Below are 16,020 nucleotides of genomic sequence, written 5' to 3' on the forward strand. Positions count from 1 at the left end.
GAGAATCCTATTGGTTTAGCGAGTGCCAAGTAACGGCGGCGTGACAATCGAGAGGCTGTGTCGAGGTGGCCCAGTGTGCTGTCCATGCGGCTTTCTGACGCTCCACAACAAACACGTGCTCCCCTTGAAACAGGCTAAAGCAGGTCTCGTCGAGTTGTTCAAAGACAGCGTTTTTGAAGCTTGGAAGCGGTAGATCTATCAGTTGATAGGGCTGGCTGATGAGTCCGGCTTCCTCTAATAGCGCGACCTCTTCGACGGCATTACTGATTTGTGTGGCCATATTACTAAGCTCATGAGGTAGCTCAGGCATGGCTTGGCCGGACTGTCGATCAATCATAGACAGCAGCAATACCGCTAAGGCCAGTACGCCGGCGCATATCAGTAAGAAATTGCGCGTTTCACCACGGCCGTCCAGAGGTGAAATGATTTCGACCTTAGAACTCGGCATAGTCAAACTCAGCTGGGTCCTCGTGACCTGGGTCGAAGATCAGATAGTATTCACCGGCCGGCTGGGCAAGATGAATTTCGCCCATATTATCCGTGGTCAAAGAGTGCAGTAGCTCTTCATCGTAGCTGCGCACTTCGATGGTTTCGTTATAGGCTAAGGAGCCGTCGCTGTAAGCCGCGGCGCAGTTGACTTGTTGTTGCTCAAGGACACAGTCAAGTGTCGGGTAGTGGGCTAGGGCTTTGCTCGAAAGCAAAGCCACTAGGCTACCCATAAGAATGGTAGCTTTGGTCATTATTCGTATACCACTTCAAAGGTGTAAAACACAGAGTAGAAGGCCTTGTCCGCATCCGCGCCAGGGTTGTCGCCTTGGAAAGCAAACGTTGCCGCGTAGCGGCCCGCGTTTTCAATCACGACACTGGCCATGCCGTCTTCGTCAGTGGTCGCTTTGATTGGCTCTAGGTCACCGTTGTACAGCGCCGCTTCGGCTTTTACCGTGATCTCTACTCCTTCTGTAGGTTGACCATCCAACAAGGCTTTGAATTCGATTTCTTCGCCATTGATGTAATCAGCAGGGTGTGTCACAGGGATGATTTCAAGGCCTTCGTTAGACGGTTGCAGCACTGCATCTGTCGGCATTTTGGCGGTGATAAACGTCATACCGTAGCGGTTCATTTTTACCGTTTCGATGTTTTTTGCGCCTTCAGGAATCAGGTCTTTGACTTCTTCCTTGCTGCCGCGGATACGTTTTTGTGTATCACGAGCGCCAATGGTGTAGTTGGTGAGGTACATTGGCTCAGAGCCGCCGTACATGATCTTGTAAGTACCATCGTTTTCGATAGGCAATTCAAATGAAGTACGTGTTTTTCCCTTCACCACAGTACCGATATCGCGAACACGTTTGCCGTCAGCATCGAGGACAGTGATGCTGTCGACCCCCACACCTTTATCTGGACGATAGACACCATGTGACGCAGAGATATCAATGGCCACGGTCGCTGGTGCCTGTGTCACGATCGACTTGGTTGGCATGATCATAAGTTCGTGGGCCATGGTGCTGCTCGCAGCCAGCAGACCAAGGGTGCAAAGTGTTGCCTTAAACATTGAATAGTCCTTGAATGAATTATTTGATGGTAATGAGGATGTCGCCGAGCTCGTCTTCCGCTGGAATGCGGTACTCTGATTGACCTTTGCTGAGATCGATCTTTGACTTCACCAGAGAACGGCCGCCATTTTCTCGAGCCGCTTCTAGGTAAAGCGTGAACTTATCCCAGTTGTCATTGACGTCGAATGTTTCGCTGTAATGGCCGGCGCCTTTAGTTGCCCCCGTTAGGCCATCCACATGATGGTCGTAACGGCCGATCTTGCGCCACCAGCGGCGCAGATCAGATAACCATTTGTCCTTTTCGCCCTGTAAATGCCAAATCAATAAGTGTTCCGACTCTCTACCGTTTTCGGCCCAAATCGCTACGTATGGCTTAGCATAACGCTCGGCATCTGGACGTGGAATTTCGAAGTCTACCTGCACGCTAGTGGCCTGCGCTAAGCCTGCAGCAGCCAAGGAGGCTGCCAACACAGAGGTACGAATCAATGAACGCATTAAGCACTCCTTTAATGCATTAAATATACGGTTAACACCATCACGACTGAGCCCATACTGACCCAACTTAACGTGGTCGCACGTTGCACAGTGTTAACCATCAAAAGCCATAAGCCTGATAGGCAAAAAATCAGCATGCACACTCCTGAGATGTCTGACAGCCAGCGCCAGAACCCGGTGACATGCTTGCCGCGGTGTAAGTTGTTCAACATTTCTAGGAAGGGCAGATCGCGGACAAACACATCGACCATTTCATCCTCTGGGTATACCTCTATGGCATAGCTACCTTGAGGCCCTTCCAAATGGAGCAGAAGCAATTGCTCTTCTAGCTCCCAATTAATCTCAATATCGACGCCATTAAAGCCATGCTCTTGGTCCAACCAAGCGAGCACGCTTAACGCGGTTTGGCTCGACTCGCTTTGCCAGTCTAGGTCGAGCAGCGCACTCGGCAACTCTAAGGACTGTGACGATTGTTCGGTGTCCCCTAGGTTCCAACTAAGATGATTCAGCGTGACGCCAGTCAGAGCAAAAAACATCATCAGCAATAGAACGGGGGCAGCGCTGTAAATATGTAGCCATCTTGCCCAGCGGTTCATTGCTAGAAATTTGCTTGTCATAACGGGAAACAATCTTCAAATATCATTGAGGATGCTAATCATAATCGCTTAATTATCGTTTGTGCAATATAATAAGAATAGTTATCAATAAGATTTACATAGGTTTACGGAGAAATTGAGTGTCTTGGTGGTTTTCTAAGCTGATTCAGCAATTGGATCGCATGATGTATGTGGCGGCGGCCATGACATTATTTTTCATGTTGTACCTATGGAGCGTGCTCGACAGTGCCTCCGCCAATGCCGGTCATGTCATGGTGCAGATCCCTGCTTGGCCCTTGTTTACCCTAGCCGGTCATGAGGTGTATCAACTGGCCGGTGGCGGCATTGCGCAAGTTCAGGAAGGCGCGCTGCTCTACTTATTTTCCGTGCAAGAAGTGCAGTGGCTGCAGGGCTTGTCATTAGTCAGCGAATGTGTGCTTTGGAGTGTGGTCGTTATTGGCTTAATTGTGATGAAACACCGTATGGCACGCCGTTATGGTGTTGTGATGGCGCTGCTAGCGTTGCAATTATTACTGCCATCGGTGTATGGCTTTGGTGCCAACCAAGACGTCAATATCGGACGCGTTTTATGTCAGCTCACCTTACTGGTGCTGGGCAGTTATTGGGAAACGCGTCGTTATCGCATGGGCAACCGTCAGTCGGCTACTTTGATTGCTTATGCCAGTCAAACGGGCACAGCCAAACGCTTGGCGCAACAGCTATCCAAGTCAGCACAATCCTTGGTAGATCTGCGTTGTGTGTCGGAGTTAACGGCGCAGCAATTACAAAACTACCGCAAAGTTTTCTTTGTGGTCAGTACTCATGGTAATGGTGAAGCGCCTGACACCGCTTACCGATTGCTGAAAGACATACAGCAAACGCCAAGTACTGCGCTTGATACTCACTTTAGTGTGCTGGCACTTGGGGATCGTACGTATAAGACTTTTTGTGCGTTTGGTTATCAGCTCTCAGATCTGCTCCACGAAAAAGGCTTCCAGCGCCTTTTGCCGACACAAACGGTGGATCGCATGGACTTAAGCGCGGTGGACACTTGGTGGGGGCAAGTATGTCAGCTGTTAGGGATTGCGGGTCAGCCCGTGGCCCTTGAGTACAATGAGTTTACCGTCACCGAAAACAGTTGCTTGAACCCACAGCAAAGCGAACGCTTGGCTTATCGCATTGCTTTGTACGCCCCACACGCCCAATACCAAGTGGGTGACCTATTGGCGGTACAGCCAGAAATCGATGGCGTAGCGCAAGAGGAGCGCTTGTACTCCATTGCCTCGTGCGCGGATGAGCATATCGAATTATTGGTGCGGCGCCATATTCGAGAAGACGGCAGTGTTGGCGTTGGCTCCGGCTATTTAACCGACTTAGCGCCTAATGCGACCTTAAAAGCGAGCTTACGGGAGCATACTAACTTCCGCCTAGTGGGTGATGTGCCGCTTATTATGATCGGTGCAGGCACTGGCTTGGCACCCTTTATTGGCTTTTTGAAACAGAAATACGCATGGCACAGCCAGACCGAGAACTGGCTGCTGTTTGGTGAGCGTTACCAAGAGCAAGATAACTACTTTGCCGAAGACTTAGACGAACTGAAGAAGCAAGGGATTCTGACGCGCATGGACTGTGCTTGGTCGAAATCCGATGGCGTGTATGTGCCAAGCCTGTTACAGCAACAGGCACAGACGTTACGCCACTGGGTCGAGCAAAAAGGGGCCCATATCTATGTTTGCGGCAGCCGCGTTGGCTTTGGTGAATCGGTGTTGGCCGTGCTGGAGGAGATCTTAACGACACAGCAACTACACGAGCAGCTGCATACGGATTTGTATTAGGCAGCTTGATAACCCCCTCTCAATCTCCCCCCTTAGCAAGGGGGAGAAGCTTAGCTTTGTGGTCCCGCGATATTTCGTGTTCCTTCCCCTTGCTTCTTTAAGGGGAAGGTTAGGATGGGGTTGTTAGTTCGGGTGTAGGCCTAAACATCAGGCAAAAAAAAGCGGATGACGAAGCATCCGCATAAATTCAGCTTTTGTTTCAACCAAGATGTCACAGCCTTTCGTGCAGCGCTGTGGACCTTGGCATCGGAAAATTACTGCACCGATGAGTGAATTATATACAATTATTTGCAAATGTTAATATACAATTGAGAATTATTTGCATTATAAATATTTATAGCTCAGCTTTGACTTCTATCAAGCTTGCGCAGCCCATTCTCCACAATTGTAGCGATTAACGGCTTGACCATCCCACTGAAAAACGTATAGCCATTGGTTATTGATCAAGTTTTGCAGCAGTTCGTGCTTTTTAACAATGTTTTCGATGAACTTCTTTGGAGCACGAATGTACACAGCCAAGCGTTCTGGCGTATGCATCCATTTTTCACCATCGTGCAGTGACTGCATGGCCAAACCAACGCGTAAATCACCGCCGTTGCCTTCAAATACCCCAATGTGATCACCGACCGCGTTATGCAGTACTTTATTGCCGCTGCCGAACTTAAAGTTATCGGTGGTAGAGAGGTTGTATTGCATATTGATCCAGTGGGTCACCAGCATGGGGGCCGTCATCAAACGTTCTAGGATTGCGGCGTCACCGTCTTGTTCAAAGTCGTAGTCGTGTAAGAAACTACGGCCTTGCAGATCCAGTTCACGGGTATAGTGACGCGGTGCAATGATGAACGCATGATTGTCCGCCAAACCCCACTCTGGGCGCGTTTGTGACCAGTCGCTGGCCCGCCGCTGATAGGCCGCGTCTCGTTGCTGTGGTGTTAAACTCAACAGTTTTTCATCGACTCGGGCGGCGCGTTCTTGTTGCGTTAAGTAGGTCGCCTGTTTGAGCCAATCGACCACAGCCGGATCGTTGACATCGCTGTAGCAGGTGATGTGATCGGTAATGGTGTTGTGCAGTGCGGGCACAAACTGAGTCTGATCGGGAATGTCATAGCCCATGGTTTGCAGCGCTTCACGGACTTTTAAGTTATTCAGCAACTGCGCCAGCACCTTAACGTTCACCTCACCGCTTTGACCACCGCAGGCACCGCACTCAAGGCCTGCGCTCTGTAGGTTATTGCAGCTGTGACTACCGTGTCCCACCAACATCACCGTTTTGGCAAAGTTGTGTAGCCCCATGGTGTCAAGAATGCCTTTGGCCAGCTGTGCTTGGTCATCAATGTTCAAGGTGCGTCCTTGGCGTGTCAGCGTCCAGTGGCTGTGACGGTTGGGAGCTAAGGCATGCGAAGAGTCGCCACTTAAGCTTTTCTTAAACAGTTTAAAGGCGTACCACCAGCCCATGGACTCCACCATGGAAAAGGTAGCGGCCGCTGCGTTCCCCCAACGGTTCCAGCTGGCGCTGCGGTTGTCTTTGGCCAATTGCTCATCGTTGGCTTGGCTTTCAAACACGCGAATGGCGGCCGGCACAAGACCGGGTAACTGTGGCCGTACCACTTGCGTACCCGCTTGCTCGTATTCGATCGGCAGACCAAAGAAGCCAGCAAAGCCGTAAGTTTCGATGGCGCTGCTTTGATGCTCAAGCGCGCGACGGTAGACCTCCGAGCGTACATCGATACAGAATATGGCCTGTAATGCTGGCGCGTCTGGGCGTTGTGGCGCGACCTTGACTAGCTGTTGTTGCAAGCTGCGTTGCTCGCTAAGCTCTAAAGCGCGGGCCCAGATGCGTGGAATCAAGAGCGCATCATGATGTTGACCACGTAGCTCATTCACATGCAGCAGTTGCTGTCCCCAGCGTTCATTCAGTATCTCAAAATCGGCGCTATTGGTTTTTTCTAAATAGCGCCAAACCACTAACTCCCAAGCCATTTTAATGGCCAATAGAGAGCGCACATCGTCCTGAGTTTTGCCTTGCTTCTCCGCTTCAAAGGCACGATAAGCGAGGTAAGAGCCCCAGCCGTTGATGTCCAGTAACAGCGCTTGTCCATAGTGCTGCAGGCTGTTATTGGTCACCTTTAAGGTGTTGATGGCCTCGGCAAACAGGCTCTCTTGGTCGTCGGGCAGTAAATCAAATTCCTCATCCAGGTTGGCTTCGGACATGATGATCGATAAACCACGGTCAAGACGAGCGATTTGCAGCCAGTGTTGATACAGGTTCAAGGAATGCTGGCGGTATTGACGGTTCAGCATAGGACGCTGTTCTTGGTAGTGAGCGGCACAGAACTGACTGATTTGATGGGTGATCTCATCGTGCCAAGACATCTTGTGATTGCTACGGGTTAGATCCGCCCAGTCAGCGATGTTGCGCCAACTTTGCACGCGGCCAGAGTCTTTACTGAGATACATGATCAAAGACTCCAGCGCCAGGCTAACGCCGTATTCGCTGGCGGCTTGCAACAGACAGTCGTTGTCGGTACGACCTTGCTCATACCATTCTAAGTAGGTGGCTACGGGCATATGACAGCGAATCCCCGCCAGTAAAGACATGTCTGTCGCGACTTGATCAAACGGGCGGTCGACCAACTTCCACAGCGGGTTCACTGCAATCATACGATCCAGTGGCCAGTTGGGGGCGAGGCATTGTGTGGCTTTCTGCAGAGACGTCTTTTGCGTCGCCGTTAAAGAAACAGTTGCTTGAGTATCCATCATTATTTCTTCCAGCCTTTTGACAAGTTAGGGAACAGCAAAGCGACACCGTGGTGTTTGGCTTTTGAATGCGCTGGCAGCGTCACAGGCCAGATTTTTAAGGTGATTTTGGTAAACCATTCATCTAAATAAAGCCCCGCAAACAGGTTGACGGAAAAGCGGCGTACCCACGGTAAATGCGCGTAGTAGCGCAGGCAGACCGCCAATACGAACAAGCTGATAAAGATGCCACAGGCCCATAGGTCAGCCGCGCTAAAGGCTGCGCTTGTGTGGGCGGCGATATGGTCTTGTAATAACCAGCCAGTGGCCGTTTTTAAGCCGCCGTACAGGGCAGACAGCGCCAGCGCGATGAAGGCCAAACGCAGCAACGACGTAGGGTGGGGTACACTGCGCCATTGCGCGACCAATAAGGCTAATGCGATGCCCATCAACAACCATGGGCTGAGTGGTCCTTGGTAGTCCCAAAGCCAGATCGAAAGCCATACCGCCGCCGTCGCAAACAGCACGGCCGCGCCCCAAGCCAGAGCGTTTGGTGTCTCATCCGGTGCTACTTTACGCAGTAGAAATTCATGCACCGCATTGCTGGAGTTTAAGAAAGCGTGAGCCTTGTACACCGAGTGGGTGAGCAAGTGTAGGACCGCCAGTTCGTACATACCTAGGGCGCATTCCAGTAACATCAAGCCCATTTGTGCACTGGTGGACCAGGCCAAACGGACTTTAACACTGATGCGTGTGGTCATGATCAAGGCGCTGATCAAAGTGGTTAGACCCGCGACAATCAACAATAGCCAGATGGCGATAGGGCTGAGGTGTAGCAGAGGGTAGAAAGTCAGTACCAGGTAACCGCCTAAGTTGATGATGCCAGCGTGTAATAGCGCACTGACGGGAGTCGGTGCTTCAACCACTTGCATTAACCAACCGTGTACCGGTAACTGGGCGCACTTCATCAGGGCCGCTATGGCGATCAACACAGCAGCAATCTGTTCGTAAGTCGACAAGGGCCCCTGCATTTCGGACATCAATTCACTGAGGTACCAAGTGTTGTGTTCTAGATACAATAGGCTGAATGCCACCAGCAACGACAGTTCTGCCACGCGAGCCAGAATAAACTTCTTGTGCGCCGCCAAGATCGCGCGTGGACGTTCTGGGTAAAAGGTGAGCAGTACGTGCAGGCCTAAGCTGATGCCTAGCCAGCCAGCCCAAAAGCCTAATAAATGATTACTGCTTAACGTCAGCGATACCGCCGCGAGGGTCAGCATCAAGGAACGGTAGTATTGCGCTACCCGCTGCTCCCCTGCCATGTAGTGCTGGGAAAATTGCACCAGCACCCAGGCCATAAACACCACCAAAATCAGCATCAGAGCGCTCAACAAAGATCCATGAAAAGGGGCTTGTGGATCGGGTGTGACAAAAAACCAAGACGTCAAAATTGCCGCTAAGAGTAGCGGTGCGATGCGCGCGCTGAACAAGGCAATGCCAGCGGCACGCTCGCGCAATTTGGGTAAGCCACATAAGATCCCTGTGAAGGCAAACAGGGCTGGCAGCAGAAAAGTCATGAAGGTCATTGGGCTCGCCATACAAGTAATCGAAGATGGCGCCAGTATGCAGAGACTTTAAAGTTAATAAAAATACATATATTTTAATAAATTGTTCTGTTTTGATTATATATTAAAGGGCCGTTCTTGAGGGATTTCCATGGCACGTCTTAACTATCATCACCTTTATTATTTCTGGCGTGTGGCCAGTATCGGTCATCTCACTCAGGCCGCAGAGCAATTGCATATCTCACAATCGGCCCTTTCAGCGCAGATTAAGCAGCTGGAAAACAATATTGGCCAACCCCTGTTCGAGCGCGAAGGGCGACGACTAGTACTGACCGATGTGGGCAAACGGGTGCAGCTCTACGCGCAAGATATTTTCTCCACCGGCGAAGAGTTAGAGCAATTTCTGAAAAGCGGCAACACTGACCACACCCATCTAAACATCGGCTTTGAAACCCACTTATCGCGTAACTTTATCGAAGCCTTTATCACGCCGTTATTCAATGAGCCAACCGTGAGCTTTACCCTATATGCCCGCACCATGAATGGATTGATGGAGGGGCTGCTGAATCATGAACTCGATATCGCCTTGACCAACCGGGCTTTGGCCAATGATGTGCACGGCATCTTATGGCAAAACCAGCTTGTGGCACGGCAATCGGTGGCGATTGTGGGGCCCTATGGTGAACAGCCCGATCGGCCCTTCCCCGAAGGGTATGAAGATAAAACCTGGATCTTGCCGGCGCGAAACATGGGCATTCGCTCGGTATTTGAGTCGTTTTGTGCCACCCAGCAATATCGCGCCGAGATCAAAGCAGAAGTGGATGATATGGCGATGATGCGTCTCTTGGCCCGTGACAGTGGCTTTTTATCGGTGATGCCGCCAGTGGTGGTAAAAGACGAGATTGAGGCTAAGAAACTTCAAGTTTATCAAGAGCTTCCGCAGGCGTACGAGCATTTCTATGCGCTGCAAATGCCGCGTAAATTCATTCCCGAAGTGTTACTGCATTTATTGCGTAGTCATCAATTGGAATAATCCTTGTCACACTGGCCAGGTATTTTTTTAGCGGCAATCGTGCACTTTTCTGATCCTTGCACTGTAATTGCATTGACTGACAGGGATAATGGCGGGATCAAACACTTGGAGTGTGTATGGATACTTTGATAGCGCTTGCCCCAGTCGTCTTTTTGGTCTGGGGCATGACCAAGCCACAACCGTTGGCGGCGCATGTGGCCTTGCCAATGACCGCAGCATTGGCAGCATTGCTGCAGGCGTTCTACTTTCAAGCGGACCTGCTAACGCTGATGGCCAATGCGATCGCGGGCGGCTTGTCCGTGTTAACGCCGATTTCCATTGTCGCCGGGGCGATTCTATTAAATCGGGTGCTAGTGCTATCGGGGGCGGAAAATACCTTACGCCAGTGGTTGGAAAGCATCAGCCCCAATAAAGTGGCGCAGTTGATGATCATTGGCTGGGCGTTTGCTTTTATGTTGGAGGGGGCTTCGGGCTTCGGTACACCGGCGGCCATTGCGGCGCCGATTTTGGTGGGGTTAGGTTTTCCGGCCATGCCGGTGGCCTTGCTAACCCTCGTTATGAACAGTGTGCCGGTGTCTTTTGGGGCGGTGGGGACGCCGGCCTGGTTTGGCTTTGCTGCGCTCGACCTCAGTGATGCGCAATTATTGGCAACGTCGCAATGGACCGCACTGATTCACCTCGTGGCCAGCGTCATGATTCCGCTGTTGGCGTTACGTTTTTTAGTGAGCTGGCAAGCGATTCGTGACAACCTAATATTTATTGTTATCAGTGCCTTAAGTTGTACCGTGCCCTTTTACTTGCTGGCGCAGGTGAACTATGAATTTCCCTCCTTGATTGGCGGTGCCATGGGCTTATGTGGCTCAGTTTTGGCGGCGAAATACCAGCTTGGTTTACAGAAGATGTCATCAGATCGGCCTGAGAAGTCTGCGAATTTGACGAATATCGCCGTCATTAAAGCCCTGTCGCCGTTTATTCTATTGATCGGAATTTTGTTGGTGACGCGCATCCAGCAGTGGCCCTTTAAAGCTTGGCTCAACGATGGCACACCATGGCTCAGTGTTGGCGATGTGGCCCTTAGCCAAGCCTTGATAGTGTCTTGGTCGTCTATTTTAGGCAGCGATGTTGCTTGGTCATATAAGACCCTTTATGTGCCCGCCTTGATTCCTTTTGTGGTCACGGTAGTGCTGTTGATTCCGATTTTATCGCTGTCAAAAAGTCATCTTAGCCATGCGCTGGCCGACACCTGGGCGCGTATTAAATTGCCCATCCTAGCCTTGATTGGCGCTTTGATGATGGTGAACTTTATGATGCAAGGAGGCGAACAAGCGCCGATCTTTATCATTGCCAACACGTTAGCCAGCACCATGGGCGCTAATTGGAGTTACGTCGCGGCGCTGTTGGGGGCGCTAGGGTCGTTCTTCTCTGGTTCCGCCACCGTGTCAAACCTGACTTTTGGTGGCATTCAATACAGCATCGCCGAGCAAACCAGTTTACCCATCACTGTGGTGTTAGCGTTGCAATCGGTAGGCGCTGCGATGGGCAATATGATTTGCCTGAATAACATCATTGCTGTGTGTACGATTTTGGGCATTAAAAACCAAGAAGGGGCGATGATTAAACGCACCATAGTGCCGATGCTGGTGTATGCACTGATTGCCGCCCTGATGGGACAGTTAATTCTGCACTTACTCATATAGAAAGCTGTGCATTTTGTGGTTATGCTTTCTTGCCAAGGGCACGTTGGGTGCTGTTATTTCTAGGAAAAGTACGTCGTCGTTATGGAATTTATTTGGATACTGTTTGCGTTTCTCTGTGGTCTAGCCATCAAGCTGGTGAACCTGCCGCCTTTGATTGGTTTTTTGGCGGCAGGTTTTCTTCTTAATTTTCTACAGTTCGAACCCTCGAACGTGTTGGAGCAGCTGTCCAATATGGGCATCACCTTGATGCTGTTCTGCATTGGCTTAAAACTGCATGTACAGGACTTGCTGAAGCGTGAAGTGTGGGCCTCAACCCTGGGTCATATGGGAGCTTGGACCATTCTGTTAATCGGCGTGGTATCGCTGCTTGGTTTGGTCGGCTTACATGCCTTTGAGGTGCTGTCATTGCGTACCGCAGCCTTGATCGGTTTTGCCCTCAGCTTCTCAAGTACCGTGTGTATCGTGAAGCTGCTCGAAGAAGCCGGTGAGATGAAAACCCGCCATGGTCAATTGGCATTGGGTATCTTGGTGATGCAAGACATCGTTGCTGTGGTCTTCCTGGTGCTGGCAACCGGTGAAATTCCGTCACTGTGGGCAATTCTATTGTTTGCCTTGATCCCGCTGCGTCCTGTGTTAGGCCGTATTCTAGACAAATCTGGCCACGGGGAAATGCTACCGCTGACGGGGATTTTCTTTGCCTTAGGGGCCTATGAGCTGTTTTACCTCGTTGGAGTAAAGGGGGATTTAGGGGCTCTGGTCCTCGGCATACTGCTCGCATCCCATAGTAAAGCCTCCGAGCTAAACCGGTCGTTAATGAACTTCAAAGACATCTTCTTGATTGGCTTTTTCTTATCGATTGGCTTCAGTGCCTTGCCCACTTGGGAAATGCTCGGTTTGAGCTTGCTCTTAACGGCGTTGCTGGTGCTGAAGTTTGTGCTGTTCTTTTTCTTCTTTACCAGCTTGCGTCTGCGCGGTCGTACCTCGTTCTTGGGTGCTTTGGCGCTGTCGAACTACAGCGAGTTTGGCCTGATTGTGGTGGCGCTTAGTGTGCAAGCAGGTTGGATCGAAAACGAATGGTTGGTGATCTTGGCCTTGGCAGTGTCCTTCTCGTTTGTCATTACCAGTGTGATTTATCGCAAGGCACACAGCTACTTCCGTCGTTACAAGGACCGTATTCGCCACTACGAAAATCCAGTGCCATTGCCAGAAGACTGCTTTACCCAGCCGAAGAACATGGAAGTACTTGTGGTGGGGCTTGGACGCGTGGGACGAGGCGCGTTTGAATCGATAAGCAATATGATTGGTGCTGATGTGGCTGGCATGGATGCGGATAAGTTCCGTATTAAGCAAATGCAGGAAGAGAATCACAATGTGTTCTTTGGTGACGGTGAAGACGTCGACCTTTGGGAGCACTTGGACCTGTCCAATGTGAAGCTGATTCTGCTGGCGTTGCCGGCGGCGGATGACAGCGTCAACGTGGTGAAACAGCTGCGCAGCACTGGCTTTAATGGCCAAGTGGCAGCGATTGCCCGCTACCAAGATGAGCGTGACTACATGATGGAAGCGGGCATCAATAACGTGTTCAACTTCTACTCTGAGGCCGGTGCCGGCTTCGGTGAGGAAAGTTTGGCGCTGCTGCGCTAAGCGTCTGCTCTCGTAACGGGGCGTTTCATGCTAGCCTTATTAGCTTAATCATAAGGATATCGATATAAGCATGAAACGCCCAACCCTTGCATCCCGTGGTGCACCGCAAAAAGCCCTGTCTGAGAAAGAGTTTATCGCTCTGTTTGCCACCATTATGTCGCTGACCGCCCTCAGTATGGATGCGGTGTTGCCCGCATTTCGGGACATGGCGAATGCTCTCGCGCTAACGGATGTAACCCAAATCCAATGGGTAGTATCGGCGCTGATCGCTGGTATGGTGTTTGGTGAGCTGGTGTTTGGTCCGGTATCGGATGTCATCGGGCGTAAGAAAAGCATTCTGACGGGGGTGGCGATTTATATCCTTGGTAGCCTGATTGCGATGACGGCTCACACTTTAGAGGTGTTGCTGCTTGGGCGCTTTATCCAAGGCCTCGGCGTCGCAGCTCCGAAAACGGTGTCTCGGGCGCTGGTCCGAGATCTTTACCAAGGTCGCGCTATGGCGCGCATCATGTCCTACATCATGGTGGTGTTTATCCTAGTGCCCATGTTGGCCCCCGCCTTTGGTCAGATGGTGTTATTGGTAGGGGATTGGCGTTGGATCTTTGCCGCCTTGATGTTGCAGGGTTTGATCGCTTCTGTCTGGCTGATCACACGCCAGCCGGAAACCTTAGCCCCTGAGAACCGTCATCGCTTTGAATTGAAACGCTTGGTCCGCGAGGCGCGCTATATTGTCAGCCATCGCGAAGTGATGTGTTACACCGGCATGTCGGGGCTGACGTTTGCGGGGCTGATGCTGTATTTGGGCATGTCCCAGTCGATCTTCCAAGACCTCTATGACACTGGCGATGCCTTTCCCTTGTACTTTGCCATCATGGCCGGAGGGGCCGGCTTGGCGTCTTTTACCAATGGTCAGCTGGTGATGCGTTTGGGGATGCGACGTTTGGTATGGGTCGCCCTAAGCCTGAAGCTGACCGCTGCCAATAGCATGCTGTTGGCGGCTTGGTTGTTAGGCGGCGTGCCACCACTGTGGCTGTTTCTGTGTCTTGGGGTACCGATCTTTTTTAGCATGGGGCTGCTGTTTGGCAATATGAGTGCCATGGCCATGGAGCCGTTAGGAAAGATGGCCGGCATCGCTTCTTCGGTCACGTCGTCGCTCACCAGCCTAACCGCGGTGGTGCTGTCGGTGATCATCGGTGCCTTCTATAACTTTACCGTGGTGCCATTGGCGGCGGGGTATGTGATCTTTACTGGCTTGGCATTCGTATTGATGTTAACCGCCAACCGGATGCATAAAGCCTCGAACCATGTCACACAAGAAACCACACCTTCCCAGTAAGATCTGTCCCATCTGTCAGCGCCCCTTTGCTTGGCGTAAGAAGTGGGCCAGTTGTTGGGAGGGCGTTAAGTACTGCTCCGAGCGCTGTCGCCGACAGCGCGCCAACCAAGAAAAAAGCGGGGAAAGTTCGCCGGAGTGTCACGCTTCTCTTTTATAATGCTGCGCTGACTACTTAGCCAATAATGCCAAGGAACCTTAATGCAATCCTCGTCCTATCTCGCGAAACAGCTCTTCTCTATGACCTGGCCCATGTTGTTTGGCATCTTGTCGATTATGAGTTTTCAATTGGTAGACAGTGCCTTTATTGGTCAGCTGGGGGTATTACCCTTGGCGGCACAAGGTTTCACGGCACCGATCGCTTTAATTTTTATCGGTCTGCAGGTCGGCCTTGGTATCGCCTCCACCTCGTTGATATCCCGTGCTCTAGGCGCCGATGACAGCTTGTTCGCGAAACAGCTAGGTGGCCTAGTGGTGGTGCTGGGGGCGCTAGGGATTTTTGTCGTCTCCTTATTGGTGTGGTTTTTCCGCGGGGCGGTGTTGGATATGCTCAGTGCGCCCGACAGTGTGGCGCCGATCATTGATGAATACTGGGGCTGGTGGTTGTTCAGCACCTGGATGGGGGCGATGATCTATTTCTTTTACAGCATCTGTCGTTCCAATGGTAATACCATGTTGCCGGGCGTCATTATGGTGGTCTCCAGTCTGTTGAACATTGCCCTCGACCCATTGTTTATTTTTGTCTTGGACATGGGCATTGTCGGTGCCGCTTTTGCCACCATTCTGGCATTTACCATCGGCATGCTGATTATTGTGCCCAAATGTCTGTCCAGCCATTGGTTAACGTTCGACTTCAGTAGTCTGAACTTGCTTGAAACCCTAGGCAAAATTGGCCATATCATGGGACCGGCCATGGTCAGTCAGTTGTTGCCTCCTGTGTCTTCGGTGTTAGCCACCAAGCTGTTAGCTGGCTTTGGCACCGCGGCCGTTGCGGCATGGGCGGTAGGATCGCGCTTTGAATTCTTTGCCATTGTCACCGTATTAGCATTAACCATGACCTTGCCGCCGATGGTGGGCCGTTTTTATGGCGCTGGTAAATTTAATGAAATCAAACAGTTGATACGTATTGCTGTGGTCTATGTCCTGGTGTTTCAGACCTTGGTGGCGGTGTTAGTCTGGTTTGGGGCATCTTGGCTGGCAGGCTTGATGTCCAGCGATGAGCAAGTGATCGAGATTGTCACTTGGCACCTAATGTGGGTGACGATCAGTCTTGGGCCATTGGGGATTTGTATGATGATGGTGTCGGCGGCCAATGCCTTGGGCAAGCCTTATCGCGCTTTATGGATGTCGGCGCTGCGCTTGTTTGCGTTCTTTTTGCCGTGTCTGTGGATCGGCGGTCAGATCGGTGGCTTATGGGGCTTATTTATTGGTGCCACCTTGGGCAATATCATGGCCGGCGCTGCCGCTTGGTGGATTTACCAAAATACCTTTAAACACGCCTGTGACGTAAAAGCGGCCTAGCATTCAGACCATAAT

The 16,020-nt window shown here is 51.3% G+C and carries 14 protein-coding genes; 7 read left to right on the top strand and 7 right to left on the bottom strand.

The window, feature by feature from the left end:
- Positions 1-7: 7 nt before the first annotated feature.
- The 5 genes from MAQ5080_RS07425 to MAQ5080_RS07445 are packed head-to-tail and all read right to left on the bottom strand — an operon-like array spanning position 8 to position 2,662.
- On the bottom strand, positions 8-448 hold the full coding sequence (locus MAQ5080_RS07425; protein ID WP_067208246.1) for a hypothetical protein: 441 nt from the start codon (positions 446-448) through the stop codon (positions 8-10).
- Complete coding sequence (locus MAQ5080_RS07430; protein WP_067208249.1) at positions 435-740, bottom strand: hypothetical protein; 306 nt, start codon at positions 738-740, stop codon at positions 435-437. The genes MAQ5080_RS07425 and MAQ5080_RS07430 overlap by 14 nt, the downstream gene beginning before the upstream one ends.
- Entirely contained in the window at positions 740-1,549 is an 810-nt protein-coding gene (locus MAQ5080_RS07435; protein WP_067208252.1) for a DUF4198 domain-containing protein, read from the bottom strand. Before MAQ5080_RS07435 ends, MAQ5080_RS07430 begins: the two co-directional genes overlap by 1 nt.
- Before the next feature lie 19 nt (positions 1,550-1,568).
- Complete coding sequence (locus MAQ5080_RS07440; protein ID WP_067208255.1) at positions 1,569-2,045, bottom strand: DUF2271 domain-containing protein; 477 nt, start codon at positions 2,043-2,045, stop codon at positions 1,569-1,571.
- Between the two features lie 11 nt (positions 2,046-2,056).
- Entirely contained in the window at positions 2,057-2,662 is a 606-nt protein-coding gene (locus MAQ5080_RS07445; protein ID WP_082861058.1) for a PepSY-associated TM helix domain-containing protein, read from the bottom strand.
- 119 nt (positions 2,663-2,781) lie between these two features.
- Between MAQ5080_RS07445 and MAQ5080_RS07450 the strand changes: the two genes are divergently transcribed.
- Entirely contained in the window at positions 2,782-4,476 is a 1,695-nt protein-coding gene (locus MAQ5080_RS07450) for a flavodoxin domain-containing protein (protein ID WP_067208262.1), read from the top strand.
- Positions 4,477-4,833: 357 nt separating this feature from the next.
- Here MAQ5080_RS07450 and MAQ5080_RS07455 read toward each other — a convergent pair whose 3' ends face one another.
- Together MAQ5080_RS07455 and MAQ5080_RS07460 are read right to left on the bottom strand one after the other, a co-directional pair.
- Positions 4,834-7,236 (bottom strand): DUF2309 domain-containing protein, encoded by a 2,403-nt coding sequence (locus MAQ5080_RS07455; protein ID WP_231870807.1) that lies wholly within the window; start codon positions 7,234-7,236, stop codon positions 4,834-4,836.
- A complete protein-coding gene (locus tag MAQ5080_RS07460; protein ID WP_197464587.1) occupies positions 7,236-8,798 on the bottom strand; it encodes an NADH-quinone oxidoreductase subunit L in 1,563 nt (520 codons plus the stop codon). Before MAQ5080_RS07460 ends, MAQ5080_RS07455 begins: the two co-directional genes overlap by 1 nt.
- A 130-nt stretch (positions 8,799-8,928) precedes the next feature.
- Between MAQ5080_RS07460 and MAQ5080_RS07465 the strand changes: the two genes are divergently transcribed.
- The 6 genes from MAQ5080_RS07465 (at position 8,929) to MAQ5080_RS07485 (ending at position 16,005) form a co-directional block, all read left to right on the top strand.
- Positions 8,929-9,810 (top strand): LysR family transcriptional regulator, encoded by an 882-nt coding sequence (locus MAQ5080_RS07465; RefSeq protein ID WP_067208269.1) that lies wholly within the window; start codon positions 8,929-8,931, stop codon positions 9,808-9,810.
- A gap of 116 nt (positions 9,811-9,926) precedes the next feature.
- Positions 9,927-11,507: an L-lactate permease gene (locus MAQ5080_RS07470; protein WP_067208271.1), complete on the top strand. Its 1,581-nt coding sequence runs from the start codon at positions 9,927-9,929 to the stop codon at positions 11,505-11,507.
- An 81-nt stretch (positions 11,508-11,588) separates the two neighbouring features.
- The gene (locus MAQ5080_RS07475) at positions 11,589-13,151 is read left to right on the top strand and encodes a cation:proton antiporter family protein (RefSeq protein ID WP_067208278.1); all 1,563 of its coding nucleotides are present in this window, start codon (positions 11,589-11,591) and stop codon (positions 13,149-13,151) included.
- Positions 13,152-13,221: 70 nt separating this feature from the next.
- Entirely contained in the window at positions 13,222-14,487 is a 1,266-nt protein-coding gene (locus MAQ5080_RS07480) for a multidrug effflux MFS transporter (RefSeq protein ID WP_067208281.1), read from the top strand.
- On the top strand, positions 14,456-14,644 hold the full coding sequence (locus MAQ5080_RS17220; protein WP_082861059.1) for a DUF2256 domain-containing protein: 189 nt from the start codon (positions 14,456-14,458) through the stop codon (positions 14,642-14,644). The genes MAQ5080_RS07480 and MAQ5080_RS17220 overlap by 32 nt, the downstream gene beginning before the upstream one ends.
- Positions 14,645-14,685: 41 nt before the next feature.
- Positions 14,686-16,005, top strand: a complete 1,320-nt coding sequence (locus tag MAQ5080_RS07485; protein ID WP_067208283.1) for an MATE family efflux transporter — start codon at positions 14,686-14,688, stop codon at positions 16,003-16,005.
- Positions 16,006-16,020: the final 15 nt, after the last annotated feature.

Origin of the sequence: Marinomonas aquimarina (genome assembly GCF_900089755.1) — a bacterium.
In the GTDB taxonomy this organism is placed as follows: domain Bacteria; phylum Pseudomonadota; class Gammaproteobacteria; order Pseudomonadales; family Marinomonadaceae; genus Marinomonas; species Marinomonas aquimarina.